We start from the raw sequence: 23,293 nt of genomic DNA, 5'->3' as shown, positions 1-23,293 counted from the left end.
AATCTCTTCAAACCACGTCACGTCGTCTTACCGTATATATCTGACTGACTTTCTACAACCTCAAAACAGTATTTTGAGCATTCTTTGGCGAGCTACCTAGTTTGCTCTTTGATTTTCATTGAGTATTAGAAGTCCCTTTTCTAAAATTTTTGTAGCAAAAAAGGAGATTTTACAACCTCCTCATAAAAATAATTATTTTACCTAAATCTTCAAGAATCGGCGCATGGATATTCCTGATCCCAATGAACCAATGAAAATTCCAATCACAAATAGTAGGGCAATCATCAAAGGACTAAATAAATCTGGACTAATCATGGATAGATTTTGCCCTACCAACGATTTGTTGACAGATTGGTAAACCATTTGATAAACAATAAAGACTAAAACAGATGGTGCGATAGCTCCCAATAAACCGATAAAGGCTCCTTCTAACAAGAACGGTCCACGAATATAACTGTTTTTAGCTCCGACCAAGCGCATGATTTGAATTTCGCGACTGCGGGAAATAATGGTAATACGAATGGTATTTGAAATCAAGAAAACTGCGACAAAAATTAACAAAGCAGCAATCCCTAGTCCCCAAACACGGATAAATGAAGCTAACTTGAAGAGTCTTTCTGTATTGGCACCGCCATCTTGAACCTCAGAGACACCTTCAATTTTTTTAGCATCTTCGGCTATAGTTTTTACATCATTTGGAGTGTTTGCCTCTACAATATAAGCATCATAGAGAGGATTGGCATCTCCTTCAAAGATTTTCCAGTTATCTCCCATTGTCTCGGTTAATTTTTCATATTGTTCTTCTTTACTTGAAAAGGTAACACTCTTAACCGTAGACATGTTCTTCAAAGAATCATATACCTTGTGGTAGTCATTATTTGTAACAGTTTGACCTTCTTTTTCAATTGTCTGACTGTTATCTTCCACATCCTTTCGGATATAAACTACTACACGGACGTTATTTTCAATATCTGTAGCTAGTTTCGCTGTATTGAAAATAACAGAAGCAAATATGGCCACCAAGGTCAAAGTAATCATGACTGAACTGACAGCAGCTACTGTCATCCAACCATTTCGTTTCAAACTTTTTAAGGCTTCAAATAAATGGCGAAAAAATCTACTAATCATCGTATCCATACTCTCCTTTTGATTCGTCACGAACGACACGGCCATTTTCAATGGCAATGACACGGTGGCGCAAGGTATTTACAATCTGGCTATTATGAGTCGCCATCAAAATAGTTGTCCCTTGTAGGTTAATCCGTTCCAAGAGATTCATAATTTCCCATGAATTATCAGGATCCAGGTTTCCTGTTGGTTCATCGGCTATCAATACTTTGGGATTATTTACAATGGCACGTGCAATCGCAATCCGCTGTTGCTCCCCACCTGAGAGCTCATTTGGGAAAGAACGAACCTTGTGCTTCAAGCCAACCAAGTCTAAAACTTCCATCACACGTTTTTTGATATTACGGCGATTTTCCCCAATTACTTCCATAGCGTAAGCAATATTTTCATAAACAGTTTTCTTTGGCAACAGTTTATAATCCTGGAAGACAACCCCAACACTACGACGTAGAAGCGGGACATCTTTCTTTTTAATCTTAACCAGATTAAAACCAGCAACTGATAGGCTTCCTTTATCGATTTTTACTTCACGATACAGAGAACGAATAAAGGTTGACTTCCCTGCTCCTGAAGGTCCTACGATGTAAGCAAATTCCCCTGGTTGAACACTGACCGAAACACCGCGTAGGGCAGTCGTTCCGTTGTCGTATTTTTTGACGACATCTCTCATTTCAATGATTGACATGTGACTTCCTTTCTATCTTAGCTAATTCGCCACTTGAGATAGGCATCGATAAAACCATCTAGGTCCCCATCCATAACCTTATCTACCTGAGCAACTTCAAAGCTAGTTCGGTGATCTTTTACCATAGTATAAGGTGTGAAGACATAAGAACGGATTTGGCTTCCCCATGTGATTTCCTTTTTCTCACCCTTGAGAGAATCTACCTCCGCAGCTTTCTTTTCTTGCTCCATTTGATAGAGCTTAGCCTGCAACATCTTCATGGCACGATCTCTATTTCCATACTGGGTCCGATCCACTGTTGATTGGACAACAATTCCAGTTGGAATGTGGGTTAAACGTACACCTGTTGAAACCTTATTGACGTTTTGTCCACCAGCACCACCTGAACGGAAGGTATCCATCTTGATGTCATCTTCCCGGATTTCCACTTCAATAGTATCGTCCAACTCAGGCATCACTTCTACGGATGTGAAAGATGTATGGCGACGTTTGGCAGAGTCAAATGGCGAAATTCGCACCAAACGGTGCACACCCATTTCTGACTTGAGAAGGCCATAGGCATTAGACCCTTCAAATGATAAAGTTACTGACTTGATACCAGCTTCATCCCCTGCTTGGTAATCCAATACTTCCACTTTAAAGCCTTTAGCATTGCCATAACGAGTATACATACGCAGCAACATATCACCCCAGTCCTGAGCCTCAGTACCACCAGAACCTGGATGGATTTCCAAGATGGCATTGTTGTGGTCATAAGGTTCTGACAAGAGTAGAGTCATCTCATAGCTGGTCATCATCTTATCAAGTTCTGACAACTGTTCAACCAATTCTTCATGCACCGACTCATCTTCAGCTAAAAAGTCTAATAAAATTTCGACTTCATCCTGCAACTCTTCCATCTTATGGAAGGTATTGTAAGTGTTTTTTAATTCATTTAATTCTTGCGACGTTTTTTGGGCCGCGATATTATCGTTCCAAAAATCAGGTTCTGTCATCTTGTTTTCCAAGATGGCAATCTCTTCCTCTAGACCTTCGAGGTCAAAGAGACCCCCTGAAAGAAGCTAATTTTTCACGATTTGCGTCAATTTTCTGACGGATTACTGAAATGTCCATAAATACTCCTTTTTTACATCATTTCATTATAGCATATTTTATCATTTCTTTCCATCTTTTGCTCTAATCCCTTATTACACGTAAAAAGAAGCCTTTCGGCTTCCCTTCTTACAAGACTTTTGCTGAAGTACGAGTGATTTCTTCTACTTGAATATTCTCTGATTCAAATTTTTCTTTCAAGGCTGGTAAATCAATTGATCCATCGATTTGCACTTCGATAATGACCTTACCATCCTTACGCGGAATATTGACTGTATGGGAGATATTCAAATTTTCTTCAACGATTAGAGAAACAATCTTTCCGAGAACACCAACTTCATTTTCCGTAACAAAGCGCACACGAATTCCTTCTTCACCATAACCAGCAATTTCGAGAAAGGCTTGGAAAACGTCACGGTCCGTAATAACCCCATAGACTTGATGGTTATCTACGACAGGAAGAATACCAATCTTGTTTTTCAACATCAGATAAGTTGCATCTTCTAGACTCGCATAGCCTGAAACAGTGACAACGTCACGAATCATGACATCTTTTACTTTTGTCTTATTTAGAAGATAATTCATCTCATAGATAGAAAGACTGGTTGCTTTTGATGGACTTGCTTGTGCAATGGTTCCCTCAGTCACCAAACCAACCAATTGATCATTTTCGATAACAGGCAAGCGGTGCAACCCTTGCTCTCTCATCAAATCTGCTGCATGAGATACTGTTGTATCTGGACTAATATAAACTACCTTGCGGGTCATAAAATCTTTAACTGCCATGAGACTTCTCCTTTTCTATTCTTATCCCTATTATACAATCTTTTTGTAAATCTATCAAACGCTTACATTTCTTTTTCAAAATTCAGAAAAGTATGAATAACCTAGCAAAAAGAGCTCTGAAATCGAGCTCTGTGAATGAAGGTAAGATACGTTTCATTCGATTTTTTCAATTATTAGAAATTAACCTTTTAATGTAGATGATGATTACTTCGTAATCTCCATCTGCAACCTAAACTAGTCTCCCAGACTATGCGATGTTTGCTTCGCAATCTTCATCTGCCGACTAAAACAATCCACTGGATTGTTTTAGCCACCTAGATACGCTTTTCTTACTTCTTCTGATGAGGCGAGTTCTTTTCCTGTTCCTGATAGAACGATTTTTCCTGTTTCCAATACATATCCTCGGTCAGAGATTGCGAGTGCTTTATTGGCATTTTGTTCAATCAAGAGGACAGTTGTTCCTTGCTTCTGGATATCTTGAATGATATCAAAAATCTCTTGGATAAAGATTGGGGCAAGTCCCATTGATGGTTCATCTAAAAGAAGAAGTTTTGGTGTTGACATAAGAGCGCGTCCCATGGCAAGCATTTGTTGTTCTCCCCCTGAAAGAGTAGCTGCATCTTGGTTCTTGCGCTCTTCAAGACGTGGAAAGCGTGAGAAAACTTTCTTCAAGTTAGCTTGATTTTCTTCACGATTTTTCTTTAAGAAAGCTCCCATTTCTAGATTTTCCATAACAGTCAAGCCAGGAAAGACGTGGCGTCCTTCTGGAACTTGTGAAAGACCACCTGCTACGATTTTCTGAGCTGGCATTTTTTGGATTTCTTGACCTAAAAATTCAATTTTTCCTGAACTCGGTCTAACCAAACCAGACAAGGTGCGGAGAATGGTTGTCTTACCTGCACCATTGGCACCGATAAGTGAAACTACCTCCCCTTCATTCACTTCAAAGCTTACATCACGGACTGCTTGGATCATTCCGTAATGCACAGAAAGATTATCAACTTTTAACATAGACATTAGGCTTCACCTCCTAGATAAGCTTCGATAACGCGTTTATTGGTCTTAATTTCGTCTGGAGTTCCCTGAGCAATCAAACGACCGTATTCAAGTACGTAGATGCGTTCTGTAACTTCCATGACTAGATTCATATCGTGTTCAATCAGCATGATTGTAATCTTGAATTCATCTTTGATGCGACGAATTAACTCAGTCAATTCGGCTGTTTCCTGTGGGTTCATACCTGCGGCTGGTTCATCCAAAAAGAGAATTTTAGGTTCCGTAGCAAGGGCACGAACAATTTCCAAACGACGTTGTTGTCCGTAGGCGAGGTTTTTAGCAAGCGTTTCTGCATCCCCATCTAAATCAAAGATTTTCAGCAATTCCAAGGCTTTAGCCTTTAATTCTTTTTCACTCTTGTAAAAAGCTGGTAAGCGTAAGAAACTAGCAAAAACATGTTGTTTGTGATGGTTGCCAAAAGCAATCAAAACATTATCCAAAACTGTTAAATCTTTAAAGAGACGGATATTTTGGAATGTACGTCCAAGTCCCAAAGAAGCAATCTTATAAGGTGACTTTCCATTCAAAAGGTGACCATCTAGTGTTACTGTTCCCTCACTTGGTTCATAAACACCCGTCAAGAGGTTGAAAAGGGTGGTTTTCCCAGCTCCATTTGGACCGATTAGTCCAACGAGTTCCCCTTCGTTCAATTCAAGAGTCACATCTCCAACAGCTGTTAGACCGCCAAAATGTTTGGTTAACTGTTTTACTTCAAGTAATGCCATTAGTTTTGTTCCTCCTTTTTAGATTTTTTAAAGAAACGTGATAGGCTCAATTCCCATGTTCCAAGAAGTCCACCTGGTCTGAAAATCATTACCAAGACCAAGGCCAAAGCGTAAATAATCATACGCACACTAGCAACATCTTGGAGAAGCATATTCAAAATTCCCAGGACAATAGCTGAAACGATGGCACCTGTAATGGAACCAAGGCCACCAAATACAACAATGATCAAAACGTTGATTGAGTTGATAAAAGTGTAATCTTTCGGTACAACTGAACCGATAAATCCTGCCTGAAGTGACCCTGCAATACTTGCAGTAATAGCACCAAAGACAAAGGCGATGATTTTAATTTTAGTCGTATTAACCCCAACTGACTCAGCAGCAATTTCATCCTCACGAACGGAGAGGGTTGAACGACCAATTGGACTACGCAAGAAGTTCAAGGTTGCAATGGTTGTAATCACGACAAAGAAGTAAACCATTTGCCAAGTTGTAAAGTTAGGAATCCCTAAGATACCTGCTGCACCATTTGTAAGGCTTCCACCATTGATGATAAAGATACGGATAATTTCAGAAACACCTAGAGTCGCTACCGCAAGATAGTCCCCCTTCAAGCGCAAGGTTGGAATTCCGACAAGCAAGGCAACTGCTCCTGAAAGCAAAGCCCCTACAAGCATAGCTCCAAAGAAGGCACCGTAGGTTGGTGATTTAGAACCAATAATAGCTGCTGCGTAGGCACCAATCGCCATGAAACCAGCATGACCAAGTGAAAATTGGCCTGAAAAACCAACGATTAAGTTGAGACCAACAGCCAGAATAATATTAATTCCAATTTGTTGTAAAATCTGTACATAGAATAGATTGAGTACTCCGACTGAAACCAATACACTAATCAAGCCATAGCCAGCTAACAAAAGGAGTAACCATAGAATATTAACTTTTAAATTTTCTTTCATCGTTTACACCTTCTCTTTCACATTTTTACCAAGAATACCTGCTGGGCGGACAATCAAGATCAACAACAGGATTCCATAAACAATGGCATCACGGAAGTCTGACATTCCAAAGGCTGTCGCAAAAGTTTCCAATAAACCAATCACAAAACCACCAAGAGCCGCACCAGGAATAATTCCGATACCACCAAGTACTGCGGCAACGAAAGACTTAAGACCTGGAGTAACCCCCATCAAAGGCTCAAGAGAGTTATAATAGAGGGCAATCAGGACACCAGCTGCACCAGCAAGAGCTGAACCCAAAGCAAAGGTAAAGCTGATAGTACGGTTTACATTGATCCCCATCAATTGTGCCGCATCGCTATCTACAGATACAGCACGCATGGCTTTCCCCATCTTGGTCTTTTGGACAATGACTTGTAACAAAATCATCAAAATCAAGGAAATGGCCAAGATCATTAACTGCACATTTGTTAAGCTAATTGGTCCCAAATCATAGCGAACTGTTTGAATCGCTTGAGGGAAGGCACGAGTATTAGCACCAACCAGATAGACCATCCCATACTCCAATAGGAAAGAAACCCCAATAGCCGTAATCAAAACAGCAATACGAGTAGAGTGACGCAAAGGTCGGTAAGCAAGGAACTCAATCACGACACCAAGAATGGCTGTCGCTAGCATAGCTACAATAAGAGCTACAAAGAAATTCATTTGGAAAGAATTGATCAAGAAATAACCGATAAAGGCTCCCATCATATAAATATCACCGTGGGCGAAGTTGATGAGCTTGATAATTCCGTAAACCATGGTATATCCTAGGGCTAACAGCGCATAAACACTACCTAGAATCAAACCATTTACTAGTTGTTGGAGCATAAGATTCACTCTTTCTATTTATAATTCCGAGGGTTTCCCCTCACTTTTTGATAAGTTCTTATACTCAATGAAAATCAAAGAGCAAACTAGAAAACTAGCCGCAGGTTGCTCAAAGCACTGCTTTGAGGTTGTAGATAAGACTGACGAAGTCAGTCACATATATAATCCAAGACGACGTTGACGCAGTTTGAAGAGATTTTCGAAGAGTATTAAACATCGAAACAGGGAGTGAGTCCGAGCCTCATTCCCTATTTCAACATTTTTCTATTATGGTTTTACAACTTCTGCTGCTTCAACCTTACCATTGTTCATGGTCATCATGTAAGCAGTTTTGACTGTGTTGTGGTCTGCATCAAAGCTTGTTTGACCAGTTACACCTTCAAAATCTTTTGTTTTAGCAAGGTTATCCTTGATTTCACCAGAGTTTTTAGCACCTTTTGCTGCGTTTGCTACAAGGTGAACTGAGTCATAAGCCAAGGCTGCAAATGTTGAAGGCTCTTCATTGTACTTAGCACGGTATGCATCAAGGAAGGCTTTTGCTTTAGCTGAAACTTCTACAGTAGTTGAGAAGCCTGAGATAAAGTAAATGTTTGATGCTTTTTCAGCAGTTGCTTGTTGTACAAACTCCTCACCGTTAAATCCATCACCACCAACGATTGGTTTGTCAATTCCCATACCACGCGCTTGGTTTACAATTTTACCAGCTTCAGTGTAGTAACCAGGAACGATGATAGCATCAAAATCTTTCCCTTTCATTTTTGTAAGGGCTGCTTGGAAGTCTGTGTCACCTGCTACGAAAGTTTCATCTGCAACGATCTCACCCTTGTAGGATTCGCGGAAAGATTTAGCAATCCCTTTAGCATAGTCACTGGCATTGTCAGTGTAAAGAACAACTTTCTTAGCATTTAATTTTTCAGAAACATAGTTTGAGATAATTTTTCCTTGGAAGCTATCTTGGAAAGTTCCGATAAAGAGGTAGTCTTGACCTTTAGTCAATCCATCTTGCGTCGCACTTGGTGAGATCAATGGAACACCTGCTTTTGTAGCGTTCGCCACCGCAGCTGCAGTTGCACCAGATGTCGCAGGTCCTACGATTGCTGATACTTTAGATTGGGTTACAAGGTTAGTCGTTACTGAAGCAGCCTCTGCTGTTTCAGACTTGTTATCTTTATCGACTACTTCGATTTGTTTTCCATCGATACCACCTGCGGCATTGATTTCATCAACAGCAAGTTGGGCACCTTTTTGTTCAGATGTTCCGTAGGCTGCTACGGCACCAGTTTCCTCGAAGTTAAATCCGATTTTGATTGTCTTTTCATCTACTGAGTTACCAGCAGCGTTTGACGCTCCAGACTTCACTTCTCCACAGGCTGCAAGAAGTGCTACACTTGCAAGCGCCACAAACGATAGGGCAAATTTTTTCTTCATCTTTTTTATCTCCTTATTTCTTAAATAAATAGCATGTTAAGAATATACCGAATTATCAGAAAATTGTCAACACTTTTCTTGAACTTTTTCGATGATAACGTTTTCCTCTCGATAAAGATTGCCCACAAAGGGTGTTTCCAGCTCTTGAATATGACAAGCTCTAACTTTTTTTATAAACTTTTCCTTGCTCAAGCGCCCGACTAATTGCTCCACTTCTTGAGTTGGAACATAAAGTTGCAAGTAACGATGCTTCTTGGAATGATAGGTAATATCTCCATAATCCTGCAGTTTTTTGGCATCACGATTATAGTAAAGATAGATAATCAAGCCAGATCGATTGACTTTTTCAAACATGGTAAATCCTCTTTCTAAGAAATCTCTCCCTATTATACCAAAAAAAGCAAACCCAGTCGAGTTTGCTTTCTATCATCATTAGTTCAATGAATTGTTGGCCATGATTTCATCAATAAAGCCATATTCAAGTGTTTCTTGAGCACTCATCCAGTTATCGCGTTCTGCATCTGCATGAACTTTTTCGATTGACTGACCTGAATTTTCAGCCAAGATTTTTTCCAAGGTATGACGAGTTTTAAGCAAGTGTTCTGCAGCGATCGCCATATCGGTTTGTTGAGTACCACCACCTGTACCACCCATTGGTTGGTGAATCATATACTCTGCATTTGGAAGCATGAAACGTTTGCCTTTTGCTCCACTTGATGCGATGACAGTCCCCATAGATGCTGCCATCCCCATCACGATGGTTTGGACATCTGCCTTGATAAAGTTCATGGTATCAACGATTGCCAAACCAGCTGAAACGGAACCACCAGGTGTATTGACATAAAGGTAAATATCTTTTGTACTATCTTGGGCATCCAAGAAAAGCAATTGGGCAATAACAGAGTTAGCCATATTGTCTTCAACTGGACCTGTCAGCATAATGATGCGGTCTTTAAGAAGACGTGAGTAAATATCGTAGGAACGTTCTCCACGGCTTGTTTGTTCAATAACTACAGGAATCATTCATTTCTCCTTTTGAGTTTTAATTTTGTTGGTCAAATGACTGAAGATAAGACTATTATAATATCTTGGTCAAAAAAGGTCAAATTTTTGCTCTGCTTTCATTAGACAGAAACAAAAACCCAACCTCCTTTCGTGACTAGAAATACTTTTCCAAGTCATTCTTCTTTTCGATCTTATTTTGTACCGAACAAGCGGTCTCCAGCATCTCCAAGACCTGGAACGATATAACCGTGTTCGTTCAAGCGTTCATCCAAGGCTGCTGTAAAGATTTCTACATCTGGATGAGCTTCTTGAAGGGCTTTTACACCTTCTGGTGCTGATACAAGGCAGACAAATTTAATATTTGATGCGCCACGTTTTTTAAGTGAGTCAACGGCCAAGATTGCTGAGCCACCTGTTGCCAACATTGGATCTACTACAAAAATTTGACGTTGGTTAATGTCCTCAGGCAATTTCACCAAATACTCAACTGGTTGAAGTGTTTCTTCATCACGGTACATACCGATGTGGCCAACTTTAGCAGCTGGAACCAAGCTCAAGAGACCATCAACCATCCCGATACCTGCACGCAAGATTGGAACGATAGCCAATTTCTTACCTGCTAATTGTTTTTGAACTGTTTTTGTAATTGGTGTTTCGATTTCCACATCTTCTAGTGGAAGATCACGAAGTACTTCATACCCCATCAACATTGCAATCTCATCTACTAGCTCACGAAAAGCTTTTGTAGAAGTATCTGTACGACGCAAAATTGACAATTTGTGTTGAATCAGCGGGTGATTAATAACTTCAATTTTTCCCATTTTTGGAATTCCTTCTTTCAATTTATTCTTCTTATTATACCAAAAAACGGTTTAAAAATCTTTCTAAACCATTTATTTTTGATAATTTTTACATTAGATCAGCCTCTTTAAGAGCTTCCTGTACTGTCTCAAGTGGTAAATGGGTCAATTCTGTCCCTTTTTCTTGATAAAGGTATTGGGCGTAGTCATCCATTCGGTACTGGTTGATATAAACCACGCGCTTGCAACCGACCTGCAATAATTGTTTGGTACAGTTGAGACAAGGAAAATGGGTTACATAGGCTGTAAAACCTTTTGGAACACCACGTTCTGCACCTTGAAGGATAGCATTGACCTCAGCGTGAAGGGTGCGAACACAGTGGCCTTCGATGACCAGACATTCGTGGTCAATACAATGCTCAGTCCCTGACACCGAACCATTGTAACCAGTGGAAATAACCTTATTATCCTTTACCAGAATTGCGCCCACTTTGGCACGTTTACAAGTGGAACGATTGGCAATTAGTAGGGCTTGGGCTGCAAAATACTCATCCCAGGCCAGTCTTTTTTCAGTCATATCTCTTCTCCTTTTTCTCTATTTTTTAAAAAATGGTAACCGTAAATCCGCTATCTTTTCAGCAGGTACCTTCATGCCATCCTTGATCCATTTTAAAAGGACTGAGACGATGGCTGAACTCCAGAAGGAATGAAGATAAGAGCTGACACCTTTTGATTTTCCATGGTATTTTTCTAAAAATTCCTGCATGGCTTGGACAAAGATTTTTTCCAGATGGTAATCCAAGGCCAGTTGAATCACTCTGGCTTCCTTTCTGGCCTCTCGGAAAAGGTGAACCCAGACCAGATAAAGGTCTGTCTTTAAATCATAATGATGCAACTGTTCCATAATATTATGGACAGTTCGTTTAAAGACGCTTTCTAAAATTTCCTCTTTGGAGTCATAATTGCGGTAAAAGGCCGCACGCGAAACACCTGCACGTTTGACCAATTCAGAAATACTAATCTTGGTCAGTTCCTTTTTTTCCAAGAGTTGCAAGAGGGCTGTTTCAATGGCTTCTCTGGTTAATAAATTGGATTCTTGGTTTGATTTTCTGAGATTTTCAAGAGACTTTTCAGAGATTCTACGTTCAGACATAACATTTTCTTTCTACTTGTCACAACAGACGGATGAGGCTTTTGTTTCAAGGGTTTTCATGATATAATTGTAAAAAAAGACAGAACCTTTGTCAATGTATAACTGACAAAGATGGAGAATTTCTATGACTTGGAAGATTATTGCTGACTCTGGTTGTGATTATCGTCAACTGCCAACACCAGCTATTAACACAACCTTTGTAAGTGTCCCCTTAACCATTCAAGTAGCTGATCAGGTCTTTGTTGATGATGCCAGTCTTGATATTGACCATATGATGGAAACCATGTATGCAACCGCAGAAGCTTCAAAATCAGCTTGTCCAAGCCCAGATGATTATTTGCGAGCATTTGAAGGAGCCAAAAACATTTTCCTAGTAACCATCACTGGTACTCTTTCTGGCAGCCACAATAGTGCGCAACTGGCCAAGAATATTTATCTGGAAGACCATCCTGATACTAAGATTCATGTAATTGATAGTTTGTCTGCTGGTGGGGAAGTTGACTTGCTCGTAGAAAAATTGAATGATTTGATTGACCAGGGCTTGTCTTTTGAAGAAGTGGTTGAAGCTATCACCGCCTATCAAGAAAAAACCAAGTTGCTCTTTGTCCTAGCTAAAGTCGATAACTTGGTGAAGAACGGCCGTTTGAGCAAGCTTATCGGTACGGTCGTTGGCCTTCTAAATATCCGTATGGTTGGGGAAGCTAGTGAAACTGGAACCCTCGAATTGCTACAAAAAGCAAGAGGAGCAAAGAAGTCAGTTCAAGCAGCCTATGAAGAGTTAGTGAAAGCAGGATATGCTGGTGGCCGTATTGTCATGGCCCAACGCAATAACGAGAAATGTTGCCAACAGCTTTCAGACCGAATCCGTGAAACCTTCCCACAGGCGGATATTAAAATTCTCCCAACATCTGGTCTCTGCAGTTTCTATGCAGAAGATGGCGGTCTGCTGATGGGCTATGAAATTGATTAATTGCATTCTTGACAAGAGGTAACCATCATCTCTTGTTTTTTTGTGGTACAATAGAGCTATGAAACATTTTGATACTATTGTCATCGGTGGAGGACCTGCTGGTATGATGGCTACGATTTCCAGTAGCTTTTATGGACAGAAAACCCTCCTCATCGAAAAAAATCGGAAACTTGGAAAAAAATTAGCTGGGACTGGTGGGGGACGTTGCAATGTGACCAACAATGGTAGCTTAGACAACCTGCTAGCTGGAATTCCTGGAAACGGACGCTTTCTTTACAGTGTTTTCTCCCAGTTCGATAATCATGACATCATCAACTTTTTTACAGAAAATGGTGTTAAACTTAAGGTCGAAGACCACGGACGCGTCTTTCCAGCCAGTGACAAGTCTCGGACTATTATCGAAGCTTTGGAAAAGAAAATCACCGAACTAGGTGGTCAAGTTGCTACTCAAATAGAAATCGTTTCTGTTAAAAAAGTAGATGACCAGTTTGTCCTTAAGTCAGCGGATCAAACCTTCACTTGTGAGAAACTCATTGTCACAACAGGTGGTAAGTCTTATCCTTCGACTGGTTCGACTGGTTTTGGTCACGAGATTGCTCGCCATTTTAAGCATACCATCACCGATCTTGAGGCTGCTGAAAGTCCTTTATTAACAGATTTTCCACATAAAGCCTTACAAGGGATTTCTCTGGACGATGTGACCCTAAGTTATGGTAAGCATGTCATCACTCATGATTTACTCTTTACCCACTTTGGTTTGTCAGGTCCTGCTGCCCTACGCATGTCTAGCTTTGTCAAAGGTGGGGAGGTTCTCTCACTCGATGTTTTGCCTCAACTTTCTGAGAAGGACTTGGTTACATTTCTAGAAGAAAATCGGGAAAAATCCTTGAAAAACGCTTTAAAAACCTTGTTACCAGAACGCTTGGCCGAATTTTTTGTACAAGGATATCCTGAAAAAGTCAAACAACTGACTGAAAAGGAACGAGAACAACTTGTCCAGTCCATTAAAGAACTTAAAATTCCTGTAACTGGAAAAATGTCCCTTGCAAAGTCCTTTGTTACCAAGGGTGGAGTCAGTCTCAAGGAAATCAATCCTAAAACCCTTGAAAGTAAGCTGGTACCTGGCCTCCACTTTGCAGGCGAAGTTATGGATATAAATGCCCACACGGGTGGCTTTAACATCACTTCTGCCCTCTGTACCGGCTGGGTGGCGGGAAGTCTGCATTATGATTAAAGAACTTTTAATAGAAAAAATCGGAAGATTACTCCTCCGATTTTATTTTGCTTGAGTTTGGACATAGTGGGCAATGACATCTGATGTGTACTGGGCTGTTCCAGTACCAAATTTGTCAATATTTTCCTTAAACTCTGGGTTATAGACGTAGCCTTTACCGATATGACCGAATACTTCAATAGTACAATCAAATCCATAAGTACGAATGGCTTGCAAGAGCTTGGCTGTTTGCTCTTGGTTTTCAGTTGCTGTTACAGGCAGACCAGCTTGAAGATTTTGTGCTAAGGCTTGAAAAACTTGGTTGAAGGCAGCCGTAGCCTCGTCTTCGTGACCTTTCTGGCGCTCCAGCGCTTGGTCCATGACTTCTTGTCCATATTTCTCTACCGCCTCTTGGTGGTATTTTTGATGGTCTTGGTAGTTAAATCCAGCAAATTTCTCTTGAATGCTCATTTCTCTTTCTCCTTTTTGTTCTTGAATGGTTTTTTGCAAGGTTGAAATCAAGGTATCCAGATGTTGCCTTTCTCTAGTCAAATAGTCCAACTGTCTGATCAAGTGAGGCAACAAATCTGATCTATCTTCCTTTAACAGCTCTGCTATTTTTTCTAAAGAAAAACCTAGATATTTATAGTAAAGAATAACCTGAAGGCGTTCCAAATCCTCCTGATTATAGGTTCGATAGCCGTTTTCCGACTTTAAAGGAACTAAGAGTCCTATCTTGTCGTAGTGGTGTAGGGTCTTAACAGAGACACCTGAAAGCTGGGCAGCTTCTTTTATATGGTACATGATTTCCTCCTTACAATGATAGTATAACCCCTCCCCTTAGGTCAGAGTCAAGCGTTGTTGCGAAATTTTTTACTTTCTCATAACATGAAAATGGTTTTCTTGACAGACCTTAGAAAACATGATAGGATAGTCAAGTCTATCAATCAAAAGAAACGCTCATCTTGAGTACTTACGAGGCTATTTGCCAAGGGCAGTAGCTTTTTCTTTTGTAATACTAATTTTAGGAGTTTAACTATGTCTGAAAAATCTCAATGGGGTTCTAAACTGGGCTTTATCCTAGCATCTGCTGGTTCAGCCATCGGACTTGGAGCCGTTTGGAAATTCCCCTATATGACTGCTGCTAATGGCGGAGGTGGCTTTTTACTAGTCTTTCTCATCTCCACTATTCTAATCGGTTTTCCCCTTTTGCTTGCTGAGTTTGCCCTCGGCCGAAGTGCTGGTGTTTCAGCTATCAAAACCTTTGGAAAACTCGGCAAGAATAGTAAGTACAACTTTATCGGTTGGATTGGTGCCTTTGCCCTCTTTATCCTCTTATCTTTCTACAGTGTTATTGGGGGATGGATTCTGGTTTATCTAGGCATTGAGTTTGGAAAATTGTTCCAAATTGGTGGAACGGGTGATTATGCTCAATTATTTACTTCAATCATTTCAAATCCAGCCATTGCGCTTGGAGCTCAAGCAGCCTTTATCCTGTTGAACATCTTTATTGTATCACGTGGGGTTCAAAAAGGGATTGAAAGAGCTTCGAAAGTCATGATGCCTCTGCTCTTTATCATCTTTGTCGTCATCATCGGGCGCTCTCTCAGTTTGCCAAATGCCATGGAAGGGGTTCTTTACTTCCTCAAACCAGACTTTTCAAAACTGACTAGCGCTGGTCCCCTCTATGCTCTGGGACAATCTTTCTTTGCCCTCTCACTAGGGGTTACTGTCATGTTGACCTATGCTTCTTACTTGGACAAGAAAACCAATCTAGTCCAGTCAGGAATCTCCATCGTAGCCATGAATATCTCGATATCCATCATGGCAGGTCTAGCCATTTTCCAAGCTCGGTCCCCCTTCAATATCCAGTCTGAAGGGGGACCGAGCTTGCTCTTTATCGTCTTCCCTCAACTCTTTGACAAGATGCCTTTTGGAACCATTTTCTACGTCCTCTTCCTCTTTGCGACTGTCACTTCTTCTGTCGTGATGCTGGAAATCAATGTAGACAATATCACCAATCAGGACAACAGCAAGCGTGCTAAATGGAGTGTTATTTTAGGAATTTTGACCTTTGTCTTTGGCATTCCTTCAGCCCTATCTTACGGTGTCATGGCGGATGTTCACATTTTTGGTAAGGCCTTCTTTGACGCTATGGACTTCTTGGTTTCCAATCTCCTCATGCCATTTGGAGCTCTCTACCTTTCACTTTTTACAGGCTATATCTTTAAAAAGGCTCTTGCAATAGAGAAACTCCATCTCGATGAAAGAGCATGGAAACAAGGACTGTTCCAAGTCTCGCTCTTCCTTCTTCGTTTCGTCATTCCAATCATCATCATTGTGGTCTTCATTGCCCAATTTATGTAATCAAAAAGGACTTGAGTAGTGAACTCAGGCCCTTTCTTTTTATGGATGGCTAACAATCAATTCCAAACCTTGCCCTTCCAGAGTCCAAGCTTCAACATCACTTGGTAGGATAAAGTGGCTGCCTTTTTGAATTGGATAATTTTTCCCGTCAACAGTTAGCTGACCTTGACCAGCTAAGACACTCAATAAGCTGTAGTCAGCTGTCTTTTCAAAGTCAACTTTTCCAGTAATTTCCCACTTGTAAACTGCGAAGAAATCATTAGATACAAGGAGAGTGGAACGCAAATCATCTGCTTTAACAGTTACAGGACGGCTATTTGCTGGCTCACCAATGTTCAAGACATCGATGGATTTTTCAAAGTGAAGTTCACGCAAGTTGCCTTTGTCATCCTTGCGGTCAAAGTCATAGACGCGATAGGTGGTATCGCTAGACTGCTGGGTTTCAAGGATTAAGATACCCGCCCCGATAGCGTGCATAGTCCCGCTTGGTACATAGAAGAAATCTCCAGCCTTAACAGGGACTTTGGTCAACAAGTCATCCCAGTTCTTGTCCTCGATTTGCTGGCGGAGTTCTTCTTTTGACTTGGCATTGTGACCGTAGATAATCTCTGAACCTTCATCCGCTGCGATAATGTACCAGCATTCTGTTTTTCCGAGTTCGCCTTCATGCTCGAGTCCATAAGCATCGTCTGGGTGAACTTGGACACTGAGCCAGTCGTTGGCATCGAGGATCTTGGTCAAAAGTGGAAATACAGGTTCTGGACGATTGCCAAATAATTCACGGTGTTCCGCATACAAAGTAGCAAGATCTGTTCCCTCGTAACGACCATTGGCAACTTTAGAGACTCCATTTGGATGGGCTGAGATGGCCCAATATTCTCCGATTTTTTCACTTGGGATGTCGTAGCCAAACTCATCACGTAGCTTGGCTCCACCCCAGATTTTTTCTTGCATCACTGATTGTAAAAATAATGGTTCTGACATTTTATTCTCCTGTCTGATCTTTCTTCCTTCATTATAACAAAAAAAGAGTTCCATTTGAACTCTTTTTTAAATCTTATAAAGCAGGGAGAAGATTTTATAAAAATAGTAAACAAATGTGCTCTACTCGATGCTTGCTCCATTGCTATCAATGACATCCTTGTACCAATAGAAGGACTTCTTCTTGCTACGTTTGAGAGTCCCATTTCCTACATTATCTCGATCTACATAGATAAAGCCATAGCGCTTATTCATTTCCCCTGTGCCAGCTGAAACCGGATCGATACATCTCCAAGTCGTATAACCAAGCAAGTCAACCCCGTCTTGGTAAATGGCATCTCGCATGGCCTTGATGTGGGCCTCTAAGTAAGTAATCCGATAGTCATCTGCTACATAACCATTCTCATCCGGTTTATCCATAGCACCGAGTCCATTTTCTACGATAATACTAAACTAAAATCAAAAAGCATTATATAGTAGTAATATGAAATCAACTAAAGAAGAAATCCAAGCTATCAAAACACTTTTAAAAGACTCTAGTACAGCTAAATATCATAAACGCCTTCAAATCGTTCTATTTCGTCTGATGGGTAAATCTTATAAAGAGATTATAGAGCTTTTAGACTGTAATCAAACAACGATTTGGCCAACTGTAAAAAAATATGAGGAGTTCGGACTCGATTCTCTCCTTCAAGAAATACGTGGTGGTCGTAACCACGCATATATGACAGTTGAGGAAGAGAAAGCCTTTCTTGCCCGTCATTTGAAGGCTGCAGAGGCAGGAGAATTTGTTACAATTGATGCCTTATTTCAGGCTTATACAAAGGAGTTAGGTCCTTCCTACACACGTGATGCCTTCTATCAACTCTTGAAGCGCCATGGTTGGCGAAATATTAGGCCACATCCAGAACATCCCAAGAAAGCAGACTCTCAAACCATTGTCGAGTCTAAAAATAAAATCTCAATTCAAGAAGAAAAGAAAGCGCTTTAAAACCAGTAGGCATTTTCGTAAGATTCGCTTGATGTACCAAGATGAGGCTGGTTTCGGTAGAATCAGTAAACTGGGATCTTGTTGGGCTCCAATGGGGAGTAGGTCCACATGTCCATAGTCACTATATACGAGAATTTCGCTATTGTTATGGAGCTGTTGATGCCCATATTGGAAGATATCATGAATCAACTTCAAGATGTTATACAAGGACTGGAGAAGGAGGTGATAAAGTCCATCGTTAATCGGAGATGGACTAGAATGCTTTTTGAAAGCATATGAGTATTATATGCAATTTCTTTATAATAAAAAGACCGGATTGCTCCGATCTTTTCAATAGTTCGTATTCTCAATTTCTGTTTTAAAAATAGCTAAGGTTAACGTCAAATGACTAAGCACCTTATTTCATACGATAAAAATCAATCACTAGACCAGCAGGACCTTTAACTAATAAGGACTCTGTTCCCCAATCCGTTTCACAAATACCGTGTAAAATCTCGACACCAATCTCTTTTAAACGTTGGTAATTCTGATTTAGATCCTCAACCTCGATATGAAGAATGATTCCTGACTGAAAGTTTTCCAAAGGAACCAAATGATTTTGAGACAACATCAGACAGTGACTGCCAATCGTAAACTGAGCAAAACCATCATCAGCATAATCTGCCTTTTTATCCAATATATGCTCCAAGTCAGTACAGACTTGGGGAACATTTGAAACGATAATATCTAATTGATTTAAATTCATTTACTCTCCTCCATAAAAAGACCGGATTGCTCCGATCTTTTAAAGTTCCGCTCTATGAAAATCAAAGAATAAAGTCTACAAGTTTCATATTTGATTTTCGGCGAGAGGAATTATTTAATTGCGCGTGATTGCAACCCTTCTTCTTCCAAGAAGAGACGGAATGGTACAAGTTCTTCTGCTTCGTATTTTTCCTTGAAGGCTTTGATAGCTTCTTCTGAGTGAAGTTTTGGATCCAATTCAAGTACTTCTACTGGAAGTGGACGGTGTGGAGTAATGCGAGCATCGATCACAATAGTTTTACCTTCTTTGTTGAGTTTAACAGCTTCTGCAACAACTGCATCGATGTCTTCGATACGGTCAACTGTAAATCCTACAGCACCTTGCGCTTCAGCGATTTTCGCATAGTCAGCATTAGAGAAGTCACAACCAAACAAGTGTTTGTTTGTGTCTTCGTATTTGTCCTTGATGAAGGCATATTTACCATTTGAGAAGACAACGTTGATAACTGGAAGGTCGTATTGAACGTTTGTGATAACGTCTGGGTAGCACATGTTGAATGCACCGTCACCCATGATGTTCCATACTTGGCGATCTGGATTGTCTTTCTTAGCAGCGATACCACCAGGAAGGGCAATACCCATTGTCGCAAAGAGTGGAGATGTACGCCACATGTTCTTAGGTGTCATGTGAAGGTGACGAGTAGATGTTTGAGTAGTGTCACCTACGTCGATTGAGTAGATAGCGTCTTGATCAGCATGTTTGTTGATTGCATTGTAAACTTGATACAATTGCAATTCACCCTCAGTTTTACCTTCGAGTTTGTTCATGTAATCACGCCAGTTTTGGTTGTTCTTCACGTTTGCACGCCACCATGGAGTAGATTCAACTGGATTCACTTTGTCAAGGATTGCTTTGGCTGCTTGACCTGCATCACCAAGGATTGAAGCGTCAAGGGCGTGACGTTTACCAAGTTTGTAAGGGTCAATATCAACTTGAATGAATTTTTCAGTGTTCTTGAATGCTTCGTAAACTTCAGCAAATGGGAAGTTTGAACCAAGGAAAAGAACTGTGTCTGCTTCAAAGACCACTTCGTTGGCTGGCTTCCAACCAACACGGTAAGCAGAACCTGTCAAACCTTCATAGTTCCATTCGAAAGCTTCAAAGTTTTTACCAGTTGTGATAATTGGTGCTTTGATTTTACGTGACAATTCAGTGATCACTTCACCAGCTTTAACACCACCGTAACCAGCATAGATAACTGGACGTTCAGCATTGTTCAAGATTTCAACAGCTTTGTCGATTTCAACTTCGTTCAAAGCAGGAGCGATAAATGAACGCTCGTATGAACCTGATCCATAGTATGAGTTTTCGTCGATTTCTTGGAAACCAAAGTTTACTGGGATTTCAACAACAGCTGGACCTTTTTTAGAGACTGCAGCACGGCAAGCTTCGTCGATTACTTTTGGTAATTGCTCAGCGTAAGCTACGCGTTTGTTGTATACAGCGATACCGTTGTACATTGGGTTTTGGTTCAATTCTTGGAAAGCATCCATGTTCAATTCATTAACTGGACGTGATCCAAGGATTGCTAGGAATGGAGTGTTATCCATAGCTGCATCGTAAACACCGTTAATCAAGTGAGTCGCACCTGGACCACCTGAACCAACTGCAACCCCGATTGAGCCACCGAATTTAGCTTGCATAACCGCTGCAAGAGAACCTGTCTCTTCATGGCGAACTTGCAAGAAGCGGATATCTTTGTCTTCAGCCAAAGCGTCCATCAATGAGCTGAGTGTTCCTGATGGGATACCGTAGATTGTATCTACGCCCCATGTTTTCAATACGTTAAGCATTGCTGCAGATGCAGTAATTTTTCCTTGAGTCATAGTGATAACTCTCCTTCAATTTTTTAGACTTGGAGAATACGATTACATAGAATTGGAAACGTTCTCCAAATTTTTACTATTCCACTATATCATATTTATGTTGACTTTTCTAAAAATCTGCTCAAAACTCTCTACTTTCTATTCTAATACAGTTTTGAAAGTGCTATCATTCCTGTTTTATAACAAAGGAAACTAGTCATTACTTTTAGTCTATTTTACTAAAATTTAGCAGAAGGGAACTGGTCAGAACAGATACTGAACTAAAGGCCATGGCTAGACCTGCCAGTTCTGGGTTGAGGGCCAGTCCAACACCTGAAAAGACTCCTGCTGCTATCGGAATTCCAACGACATTGTAGATAAAGGCCCAGAAAAGATTGAGCAGAATTCTATTAAAAGTTTTCTTACTCATGTCAAAGGCACGAACCACTCCTAGGAGGTTATTGGTTGTCAACACCAAATCTGCCGACTCGATGGCGATATCTGTTCCAGCTCCCATAGCAATCCCCACATCTGCTACACTAAGGGCAGGAGCGTCATTGATACCATCCCCAACAAAGGCTACTTTGCCAGCCGCTTGTAGTTTATGGATTTCATGGGCTTTTTCTTCTGGCAAGACACCTGCAATGACCTCTTCGATTCCTATTTGATCTGCAATAGCACGCGCCACACCTGCATTGTCTCCTGTCAACATGACTGTTTTAAGGCCACGTTTTTTTAGCTGACTGATGGCTAGCTTGGCATTTTCCTTGGAAATATCTTGCAAAGCAAGCAAGCCTTTGATTTCATTGTCAACAGCCAAAAATACAACTGTCTTAGCTTCTTTTTCCAGTTCTTCGAGTTTATCTTGATACTTACTTGAAATATCCATACCATCCAGCATTTTAGCATTTCCAAGCAGAACTTGTTTTCCAGCTATTTGCCCTGAGACACCTTTTCCGTGCAAGGCTTGGAAATTTTCCACAGTATGAAGCTCAAATCCAGTTTCAGTCGCTCGCTTAACAATAGCCTCAGCCAGTGGGTGTTGAGAAGCTTCTTCCAGAGAGGCTGCCAATCCAAGCACTTCTGTCTCGTCGCCAATAATATCTGTGACCACAGGTTTCCCTTCCGTCAAAGTCCCGGTCTTATCAAAGACAAGAGTTTGAACTTTCTGGATTTCCTGTAGAACCATTCCATTTTTGAGGAGAACTCCCATCTTGGCACTGCGTCCTGTCCCTACCATAAGGGCTGTCGGTGTTGCGAGTCCCAAGGCACAAGGACAGGCGATAATCAAAACCGCCACTCCGTAGAGAAGAGAGGATACAAAGCTAGCTCCAAGTACGACCACACTATCCCTGAGCAAGACAAACCAAACCCAAAAGGTCACAATCCCTAAAATAACAACTGCTGGGACAAAAATGCCTGAAATTTTATCCGTCAAGTCCTGAATCGGCGCACGACTTGTCTGAGCTTTCTTCACAAAATCCACAATCTGAGCCAAAACAGTCTCTGAACCAACTTTTTCTGCTCTAAAAACAAGTGTTCCACTATTATTGATAGTTGAGCCAATGACAGTATCTCCAACTGTTTTATCCACTGGTAGGCTCTCACCTGTCACCATAGACTCGTCAATACTAGAGATACCTTCTACTACGACACCATCAACCGCAATCTTTTCACCGGGACGCACTCGAATCAGGTCACCTACCTTGACTTGCTCCAAGGGGACTTGAACATAGTTATCCTCACGCAAGACTTCTGCAGTTTTAGCCTGCAAATCCAGTAATTTCTCCACAGCTTGGGAAGTATTTTTCCGCATTTTCTCCTCAAAAACGGCTCCCAAAAGAACGAAGAAGAAGATAAATGCAGCACTTTCAAAGTAAACGGGGAGACCAGCGAAGAGGGCAACTAAGCTATAGCCATAGGCTACTAGGGTTCCCAGCGCAACCAAGGTATCCATGTTGGCATTGTGCTTTTTAAAACTAGCCCAAGCACTTTGGATATAAGGACCACCTGCTACTAGCATAATCGGTGTTGTGGCTAAAAAGGTGCCCCAACGCAGGACTTGGTGACTAATTCCTCCTGTCGACATCCCAATCATGAGGATCACAAGAGGCACAGTAAAGATACTAGTAATCCAAAAACGCTGGATAAGTGATAAAGATTTTCGAGTCTTCTCAACAACTGTATAACTTCCCTTTTGCATCTTCATACCACAAGAAAATTCATGTTGACCTAATTCTTGAGGGGTAAAACGAATTGTCTTCTCTTCATCCACGCCGATTGGTTCCAAGAGGCCTTCTTCTTCAAACAGAATTTCCTTATAACAGTTTGAAGGTGTCACACGGTGAAAGGTGATCTCAGCAGGAACTCCTTTTTGCAGTTGAATGTGGGCTGGATGGTAGCCTTTGTCTGCTGTGATACGGATTTTTTGAACACCATTTTCAAGACTTGCTTTTACAATTTCAGTCATATCA

At 40.8% G+C, this 23,293-nt stretch carries 22 protein-coding genes and 2 pseudogenes; 4 read left to right on the top strand and 20 right to left on the bottom strand.

The genetic code is table 11. From position 1 onward, the window contains the following. Positions 1-201: 201 nt before the first annotated feature. The 14 genes from ftsX to HT687_RS03665 form a co-directional block, all read right to left on the bottom strand. Positions 202-1,128: a permease-like cell division protein FtsX gene (gene ftsX / locus HT687_RS03730; RefSeq protein ID WP_000625541.1), complete on the bottom strand. Its 927-nt coding sequence runs from the start codon at positions 1,126-1,128 to the stop codon at positions 202-204. After that, positions 1,121-1,813, bottom strand: coding sequence for a cell division ATP-binding protein FtsE (gene ftsE, locus HT687_RS03725; RefSeq protein ID WP_000022265.1), 693 nt, complete (start codon positions 1,811-1,813; stop codon positions 1,121-1,123). The genes ftsX and ftsE overlap by 8 nt, the downstream gene beginning before the upstream one ends. A 17-nt stretch (positions 1,814-1,830) precedes the next feature. Further along, positions 1,831-2,926, bottom strand: a protein-coding gene (gene prfB, locus HT687_RS03720) for a peptide chain release factor 2 (RefSeq protein ID WP_138704373.1) whose coding sequence is annotated in 2 segments (ribosomal slippage) — positions 1,831-2,853 and positions 2,855-2,926 — 1,095 coding nt in all. Because the reading frame shifts where the segments join, the coding sequence is not laid out codon by codon here. A gap of 108 nt (positions 2,927-3,034) precedes the next feature. Beyond that, complete coding sequence (locus HT687_RS03715; RefSeq protein ID WP_004256822.1) at positions 3,035-3,691, bottom strand: CBS domain-containing protein; 657 nt, start codon at positions 3,689-3,691, stop codon at positions 3,035-3,037. A 306-nt stretch (positions 3,692-3,997) separates the two neighbouring features. Continuing rightward, positions 3,998-4,708: an ABC transporter ATP-binding protein gene (locus tag HT687_RS03710; protein ID WP_000062200.1), complete on the bottom strand. Its 711-nt coding sequence runs from the start codon at positions 4,706-4,708 to the stop codon at positions 3,998-4,000. After that, the gene (locus tag HT687_RS03705) at positions 4,708-5,472 is read right to left on the bottom strand and encodes an ABC transporter ATP-binding protein (RefSeq protein WP_001185997.1); all 765 of its coding nucleotides are present in this window, start codon (positions 5,470-5,472) and stop codon (positions 4,708-4,710) included. Before HT687_RS03705 ends, HT687_RS03710 begins: the two co-directional genes overlap by 1 nt. Next, positions 5,472-6,428 (bottom strand): branched-chain amino acid ABC transporter permease, encoded by a 957-nt coding sequence (locus tag HT687_RS03700; protein WP_000662290.1) that lies wholly within the window; start codon positions 6,426-6,428, stop codon positions 5,472-5,474. The genes HT687_RS03705 and HT687_RS03700 overlap by 1 nt, the downstream gene beginning before the upstream one ends. A gap of 3 nt (positions 6,429-6,431) precedes the next feature. After that, positions 6,432-7,301, bottom strand: a complete 870-nt coding sequence (locus tag HT687_RS03695) for a branched-chain amino acid ABC transporter permease (RefSeq protein ID WP_000941421.1) — start codon at positions 7,299-7,301, stop codon at positions 6,432-6,434. A 267-nt stretch (positions 7,302-7,568) separates the two neighbouring features. Next, a complete protein-coding gene (locus tag HT687_RS03690; protein ID WP_172924085.1) occupies positions 7,569-8,729 on the bottom strand; it encodes an ABC transporter substrate-binding protein in 1,161 nt (386 codons plus the stop codon). A 66-nt stretch (positions 8,730-8,795) separates the two neighbouring features. Then, complete coding sequence (locus tag HT687_RS03685) at positions 8,796-9,083, bottom strand: YlbG family protein (RefSeq protein ID WP_000462123.1); 288 nt, start codon at positions 9,081-9,083, stop codon at positions 8,796-8,798. Between the two features lie 78 nt (positions 9,084-9,161). Beyond that, positions 9,162-9,752 carry an ATP-dependent Clp protease proteolytic subunit ClpP gene (clpP, locus tag HT687_RS03680; RefSeq protein ID WP_050242379.1) on the bottom strand — a complete coding sequence of 197 codons (591 nt, stop codon included), beginning with the start codon at positions 9,750-9,752 and terminating at the stop codon, positions 9,162-9,164. A gap of 173 nt (positions 9,753-9,925) precedes the next feature. Next, the gene (upp, locus tag HT687_RS03675; RefSeq protein ID WP_000515975.1) at positions 9,926-10,555 is read right to left on the bottom strand and encodes a uracil phosphoribosyltransferase; all 630 of its coding nucleotides are present in this window, start codon (positions 10,553-10,555) and stop codon (positions 9,926-9,928) included. A gap of 88 nt (positions 10,556-10,643) precedes the next feature. Continuing rightward, complete coding sequence (locus HT687_RS03670) at positions 10,644-11,111, bottom strand: cytidine/deoxycytidylate deaminase family protein (protein ID WP_000136974.1); 468 nt, start codon at positions 11,109-11,111, stop codon at positions 10,644-10,646. An 18-nt stretch (positions 11,112-11,129) separates the two neighbouring features. Next, positions 11,130-11,687, bottom strand: coding sequence for a TetR/AcrR family transcriptional regulator (locus HT687_RS03665; RefSeq protein ID WP_050261904.1), 558 nt, complete (start codon positions 11,685-11,687; stop codon positions 11,130-11,132). Between the two features lie 124 nt (positions 11,688-11,811). Here HT687_RS03665 and HT687_RS03660 point away from each other — a divergent pair, with 124 nt between their 5' ends. Both HT687_RS03660 and HT687_RS03655 read left to right on the top strand, forming a co-directional pair. After that, the gene (locus tag HT687_RS03660; RefSeq protein WP_054388076.1) at positions 11,812-12,657 is read left to right on the top strand and encodes a DegV family protein; all 846 of its coding nucleotides are present in this window, start codon (positions 11,812-11,814) and stop codon (positions 12,655-12,657) included. Positions 12,658-12,715: 58 nt separating this feature from the next. Further along, complete coding sequence (locus tag HT687_RS03655) at positions 12,716-13,891, top strand: NAD(P)/FAD-dependent oxidoreductase (RefSeq protein ID WP_000680053.1); 1,176 nt, start codon at positions 12,716-12,718, stop codon at positions 13,889-13,891. Between the two features lie 42 nt (positions 13,892-13,933). Here the strand turns inward: HT687_RS03655 and HT687_RS03650 are convergent, their stop codons facing one another. After that, positions 13,934-14,674 carry a MerR family transcriptional regulator gene (locus HT687_RS03650; RefSeq protein WP_054388075.1) on the bottom strand — a complete coding sequence of 247 codons (741 nt, stop codon included), beginning with the start codon at positions 14,672-14,674 and terminating at the stop codon, positions 13,934-13,936. 234 nt (positions 14,675-14,908) lie between these two features. On the opposite strand from HT687_RS03650, the gene HT687_RS03640 reads away from it, so the two are divergent. Next, entirely contained in the window at positions 14,909-16,237 is a 1,329-nt protein-coding gene (locus HT687_RS03640) for a sodium-dependent transporter (protein ID WP_054388074.1), read from the top strand. A 39-nt stretch (positions 16,238-16,276) separates the two neighbouring features. Here HT687_RS03640 and manA read toward each other — a convergent pair whose 3' ends face one another. Together manA and HT687_RS03630 are read right to left on the bottom strand one after the other, a co-directional pair. After that, positions 16,277-17,221, bottom strand: coding sequence for a mannose-6-phosphate isomerase, class I (gene manA, locus HT687_RS03635; RefSeq protein ID WP_054388079.1), 945 nt, complete (start codon positions 17,219-17,221; stop codon positions 16,277-16,279). 120 nt (positions 17,222-17,341) lie between these two features. Next, positions 17,342-17,662: pseudogene (locus HT687_RS03630) on the bottom strand (family 1 glycosylhydrolase); the annotation flags it as partial. Between the two features lie 40 nt (positions 17,663-17,702). On the opposite strand from HT687_RS03630, the pseudogene HT687_RS03625 reads away from it, so the two are divergent. Continuing rightward, positions 17,703-18,488, top strand: a pseudogene (locus tag HT687_RS03625) (IS630 family transposase). 118 nt (positions 18,489-18,606) lie between these two features. Here the strand turns inward: HT687_RS03625 and HT687_RS03620 are convergent. The 3 genes from HT687_RS03620 to HT687_RS03610 all read right to left on the bottom strand — a co-directional run bounded on the left by HT687_RS03620 (position 18,607) and on the right by HT687_RS03610 (position 23,289). Next, positions 18,607-18,954, bottom strand: coding sequence for a VOC family protein (locus HT687_RS03620; RefSeq protein ID WP_054388071.1), 348 nt, complete (start codon positions 18,952-18,954; stop codon positions 18,607-18,609). A 110-nt stretch (positions 18,955-19,064) separates the two neighbouring features. Further along, positions 19,065-20,840, bottom strand: coding sequence for a pyruvate oxidase (gene spxB / locus HT687_RS03615; RefSeq protein WP_023941447.1), 1,776 nt, complete (start codon positions 20,838-20,840; stop codon positions 19,065-19,067). Between the two features lie 205 nt (positions 20,841-21,045). Further along, entirely contained in the window at positions 21,046-23,289 is a 2,244-nt protein-coding gene (locus HT687_RS03610) for a heavy metal translocating P-type ATPase (RefSeq protein WP_054388070.1), read from the bottom strand. Between the last annotated feature and the right edge of the window lie 4 nt (positions 23,290-23,293).

The organism is Streptococcus sp. 1449 (assembly GCF_013276805.1).
GTDB lineage: Bacteria > Bacillota > Bacilli > Lactobacillales > Streptococcaceae > Streptococcus > Streptococcus pseudopneumoniae.
Note: the sequence above shows the minus strand (reverse complement) of the source record. Positions and strands in the feature narration are given on the sequence as shown.

Excerpts from the sequence above, each read along its gene's own strand:
- HT687_RS03620 (WP_054388071.1), bottom strand. The coding sequence starts at position 18,954 with ATGAATTTAAATCAATTAGATATTATCGTTTCAAATGTTCCCCAAGTC.
- manA (WP_054388079.1), bottom strand. The coding sequence starts at position 17,221 with ATGTCAGAACCATTATTTTTACAATCAGTGATGCAAGAAAAAATCTGG.
- HT687_RS03670 (WP_000136974.1), bottom strand. The coding sequence starts at position 11,111 with ATGACTGAAAAAAGACTGGCCTGGGATGAGTATTTTGCAGCCCAAGCC.
- HT687_RS03685 (WP_000462123.1), bottom strand. The coding sequence starts at position 9,083 with ATGTTTGAAAAAGTCAATCGATCTGGCTTGATTATCTATCTTTACTAT.
- HT687_RS03705 (WP_001185997.1), bottom strand. The coding sequence starts at position 5,472 with ATGGCATTACTTGAAGTAAAACAGTTAACCAAACATTTTGGCGGTCTA.
- HT687_RS03695 (WP_000941421.1), bottom strand. The coding sequence starts at position 7,301 with ATGCTCCAACAACTAGTAAATGGTTTGATTCTAGGTAGTGTTTATGCG.
- clpP (WP_050242379.1), bottom strand. The coding sequence starts at position 9,752 with ATGATTCCTGTAGTTATTGAACAAACAAGCCGTGGAGAACGTTCCTAC.
- HT687_RS03700 (WP_000662290.1), bottom strand. The coding sequence starts at position 6,428 with ATGAAAGAAAATTTAAAAGTTAATATTCTATGGTTACTCCTTTTGTTA.
- HT687_RS03610 (WP_054388070.1), bottom strand. The coding sequence starts at position 23,289 with ATGACTGAAATTGTAAAAGCAAGTCTTGAAAATGGTGTTCAAAAAATC.
- HT687_RS03650 (WP_054388075.1), bottom strand. The coding sequence starts at position 14,674 with ATGTACCATATAAAAGAAGCTGCCCAGCTTTCAGGTGTCTCTGTTAAG.
- spxB (WP_023941447.1), bottom strand. The coding sequence starts at position 20,840 with ATGACTCAAGGAAAAATTACTGCATCTGCAGCAATGCTTAACGTATTG.
- HT687_RS03715 (WP_004256822.1), bottom strand. The coding sequence starts at position 3,691 with ATGGCAGTTAAAGATTTTATGACCCGCAAGGTAGTTTATATTAGTCCA.
- HT687_RS03690 (WP_172924085.1), bottom strand. The coding sequence starts at position 8,729 with ATGAAGAAAAAATTTGCCCTATCGTTTGTGGCGCTTGCAAGTGTAGCA.
- HT687_RS03660 (WP_054388076.1), top strand. The coding sequence starts at position 11,812 with ATGACTTGGAAGATTATTGCTGACTCTGGTTGTGATTATCGTCAACTG.
- HT687_RS03710 (WP_000062200.1), bottom strand. The coding sequence starts at position 4,708 with ATGTCTATGTTAAAAGTTGATAATCTTTCTGTGCATTACGGAATGATC.
- ftsX (WP_000625541.1), bottom strand. The coding sequence starts at position 1,128 with ATGATTAGTAGATTTTTTCGCCATTTATTTGAAGCCTTAAAAAGTTTG.
- HT687_RS03665 (WP_050261904.1), bottom strand. The coding sequence starts at position 11,687 with ATGTCTGAACGTAGAATCTCTGAAAAGTCTCTTGAAAATCTCAGAAAA.
- ftsE (WP_000022265.1), bottom strand. The coding sequence starts at position 1,813 with ATGTCAATCATTGAAATGAGAGATGTCGTCAAAAAATACGACAACGGA.
- HT687_RS03640 (WP_054388074.1), top strand. The coding sequence starts at position 14,909 with ATGTCTGAAAAATCTCAATGGGGTTCTAAACTGGGCTTTATCCTAGCA.
- upp (WP_000515975.1), bottom strand. The coding sequence starts at position 10,555 with ATGGGAAAAATTGAAGTTATTAATCACCCGCTGATTCAACACAAATTG.
- HT687_RS03655 (WP_000680053.1), top strand. The coding sequence starts at position 12,716 with ATGAAACATTTTGATACTATTGTCATCGGTGGAGGACCTGCTGGTATG.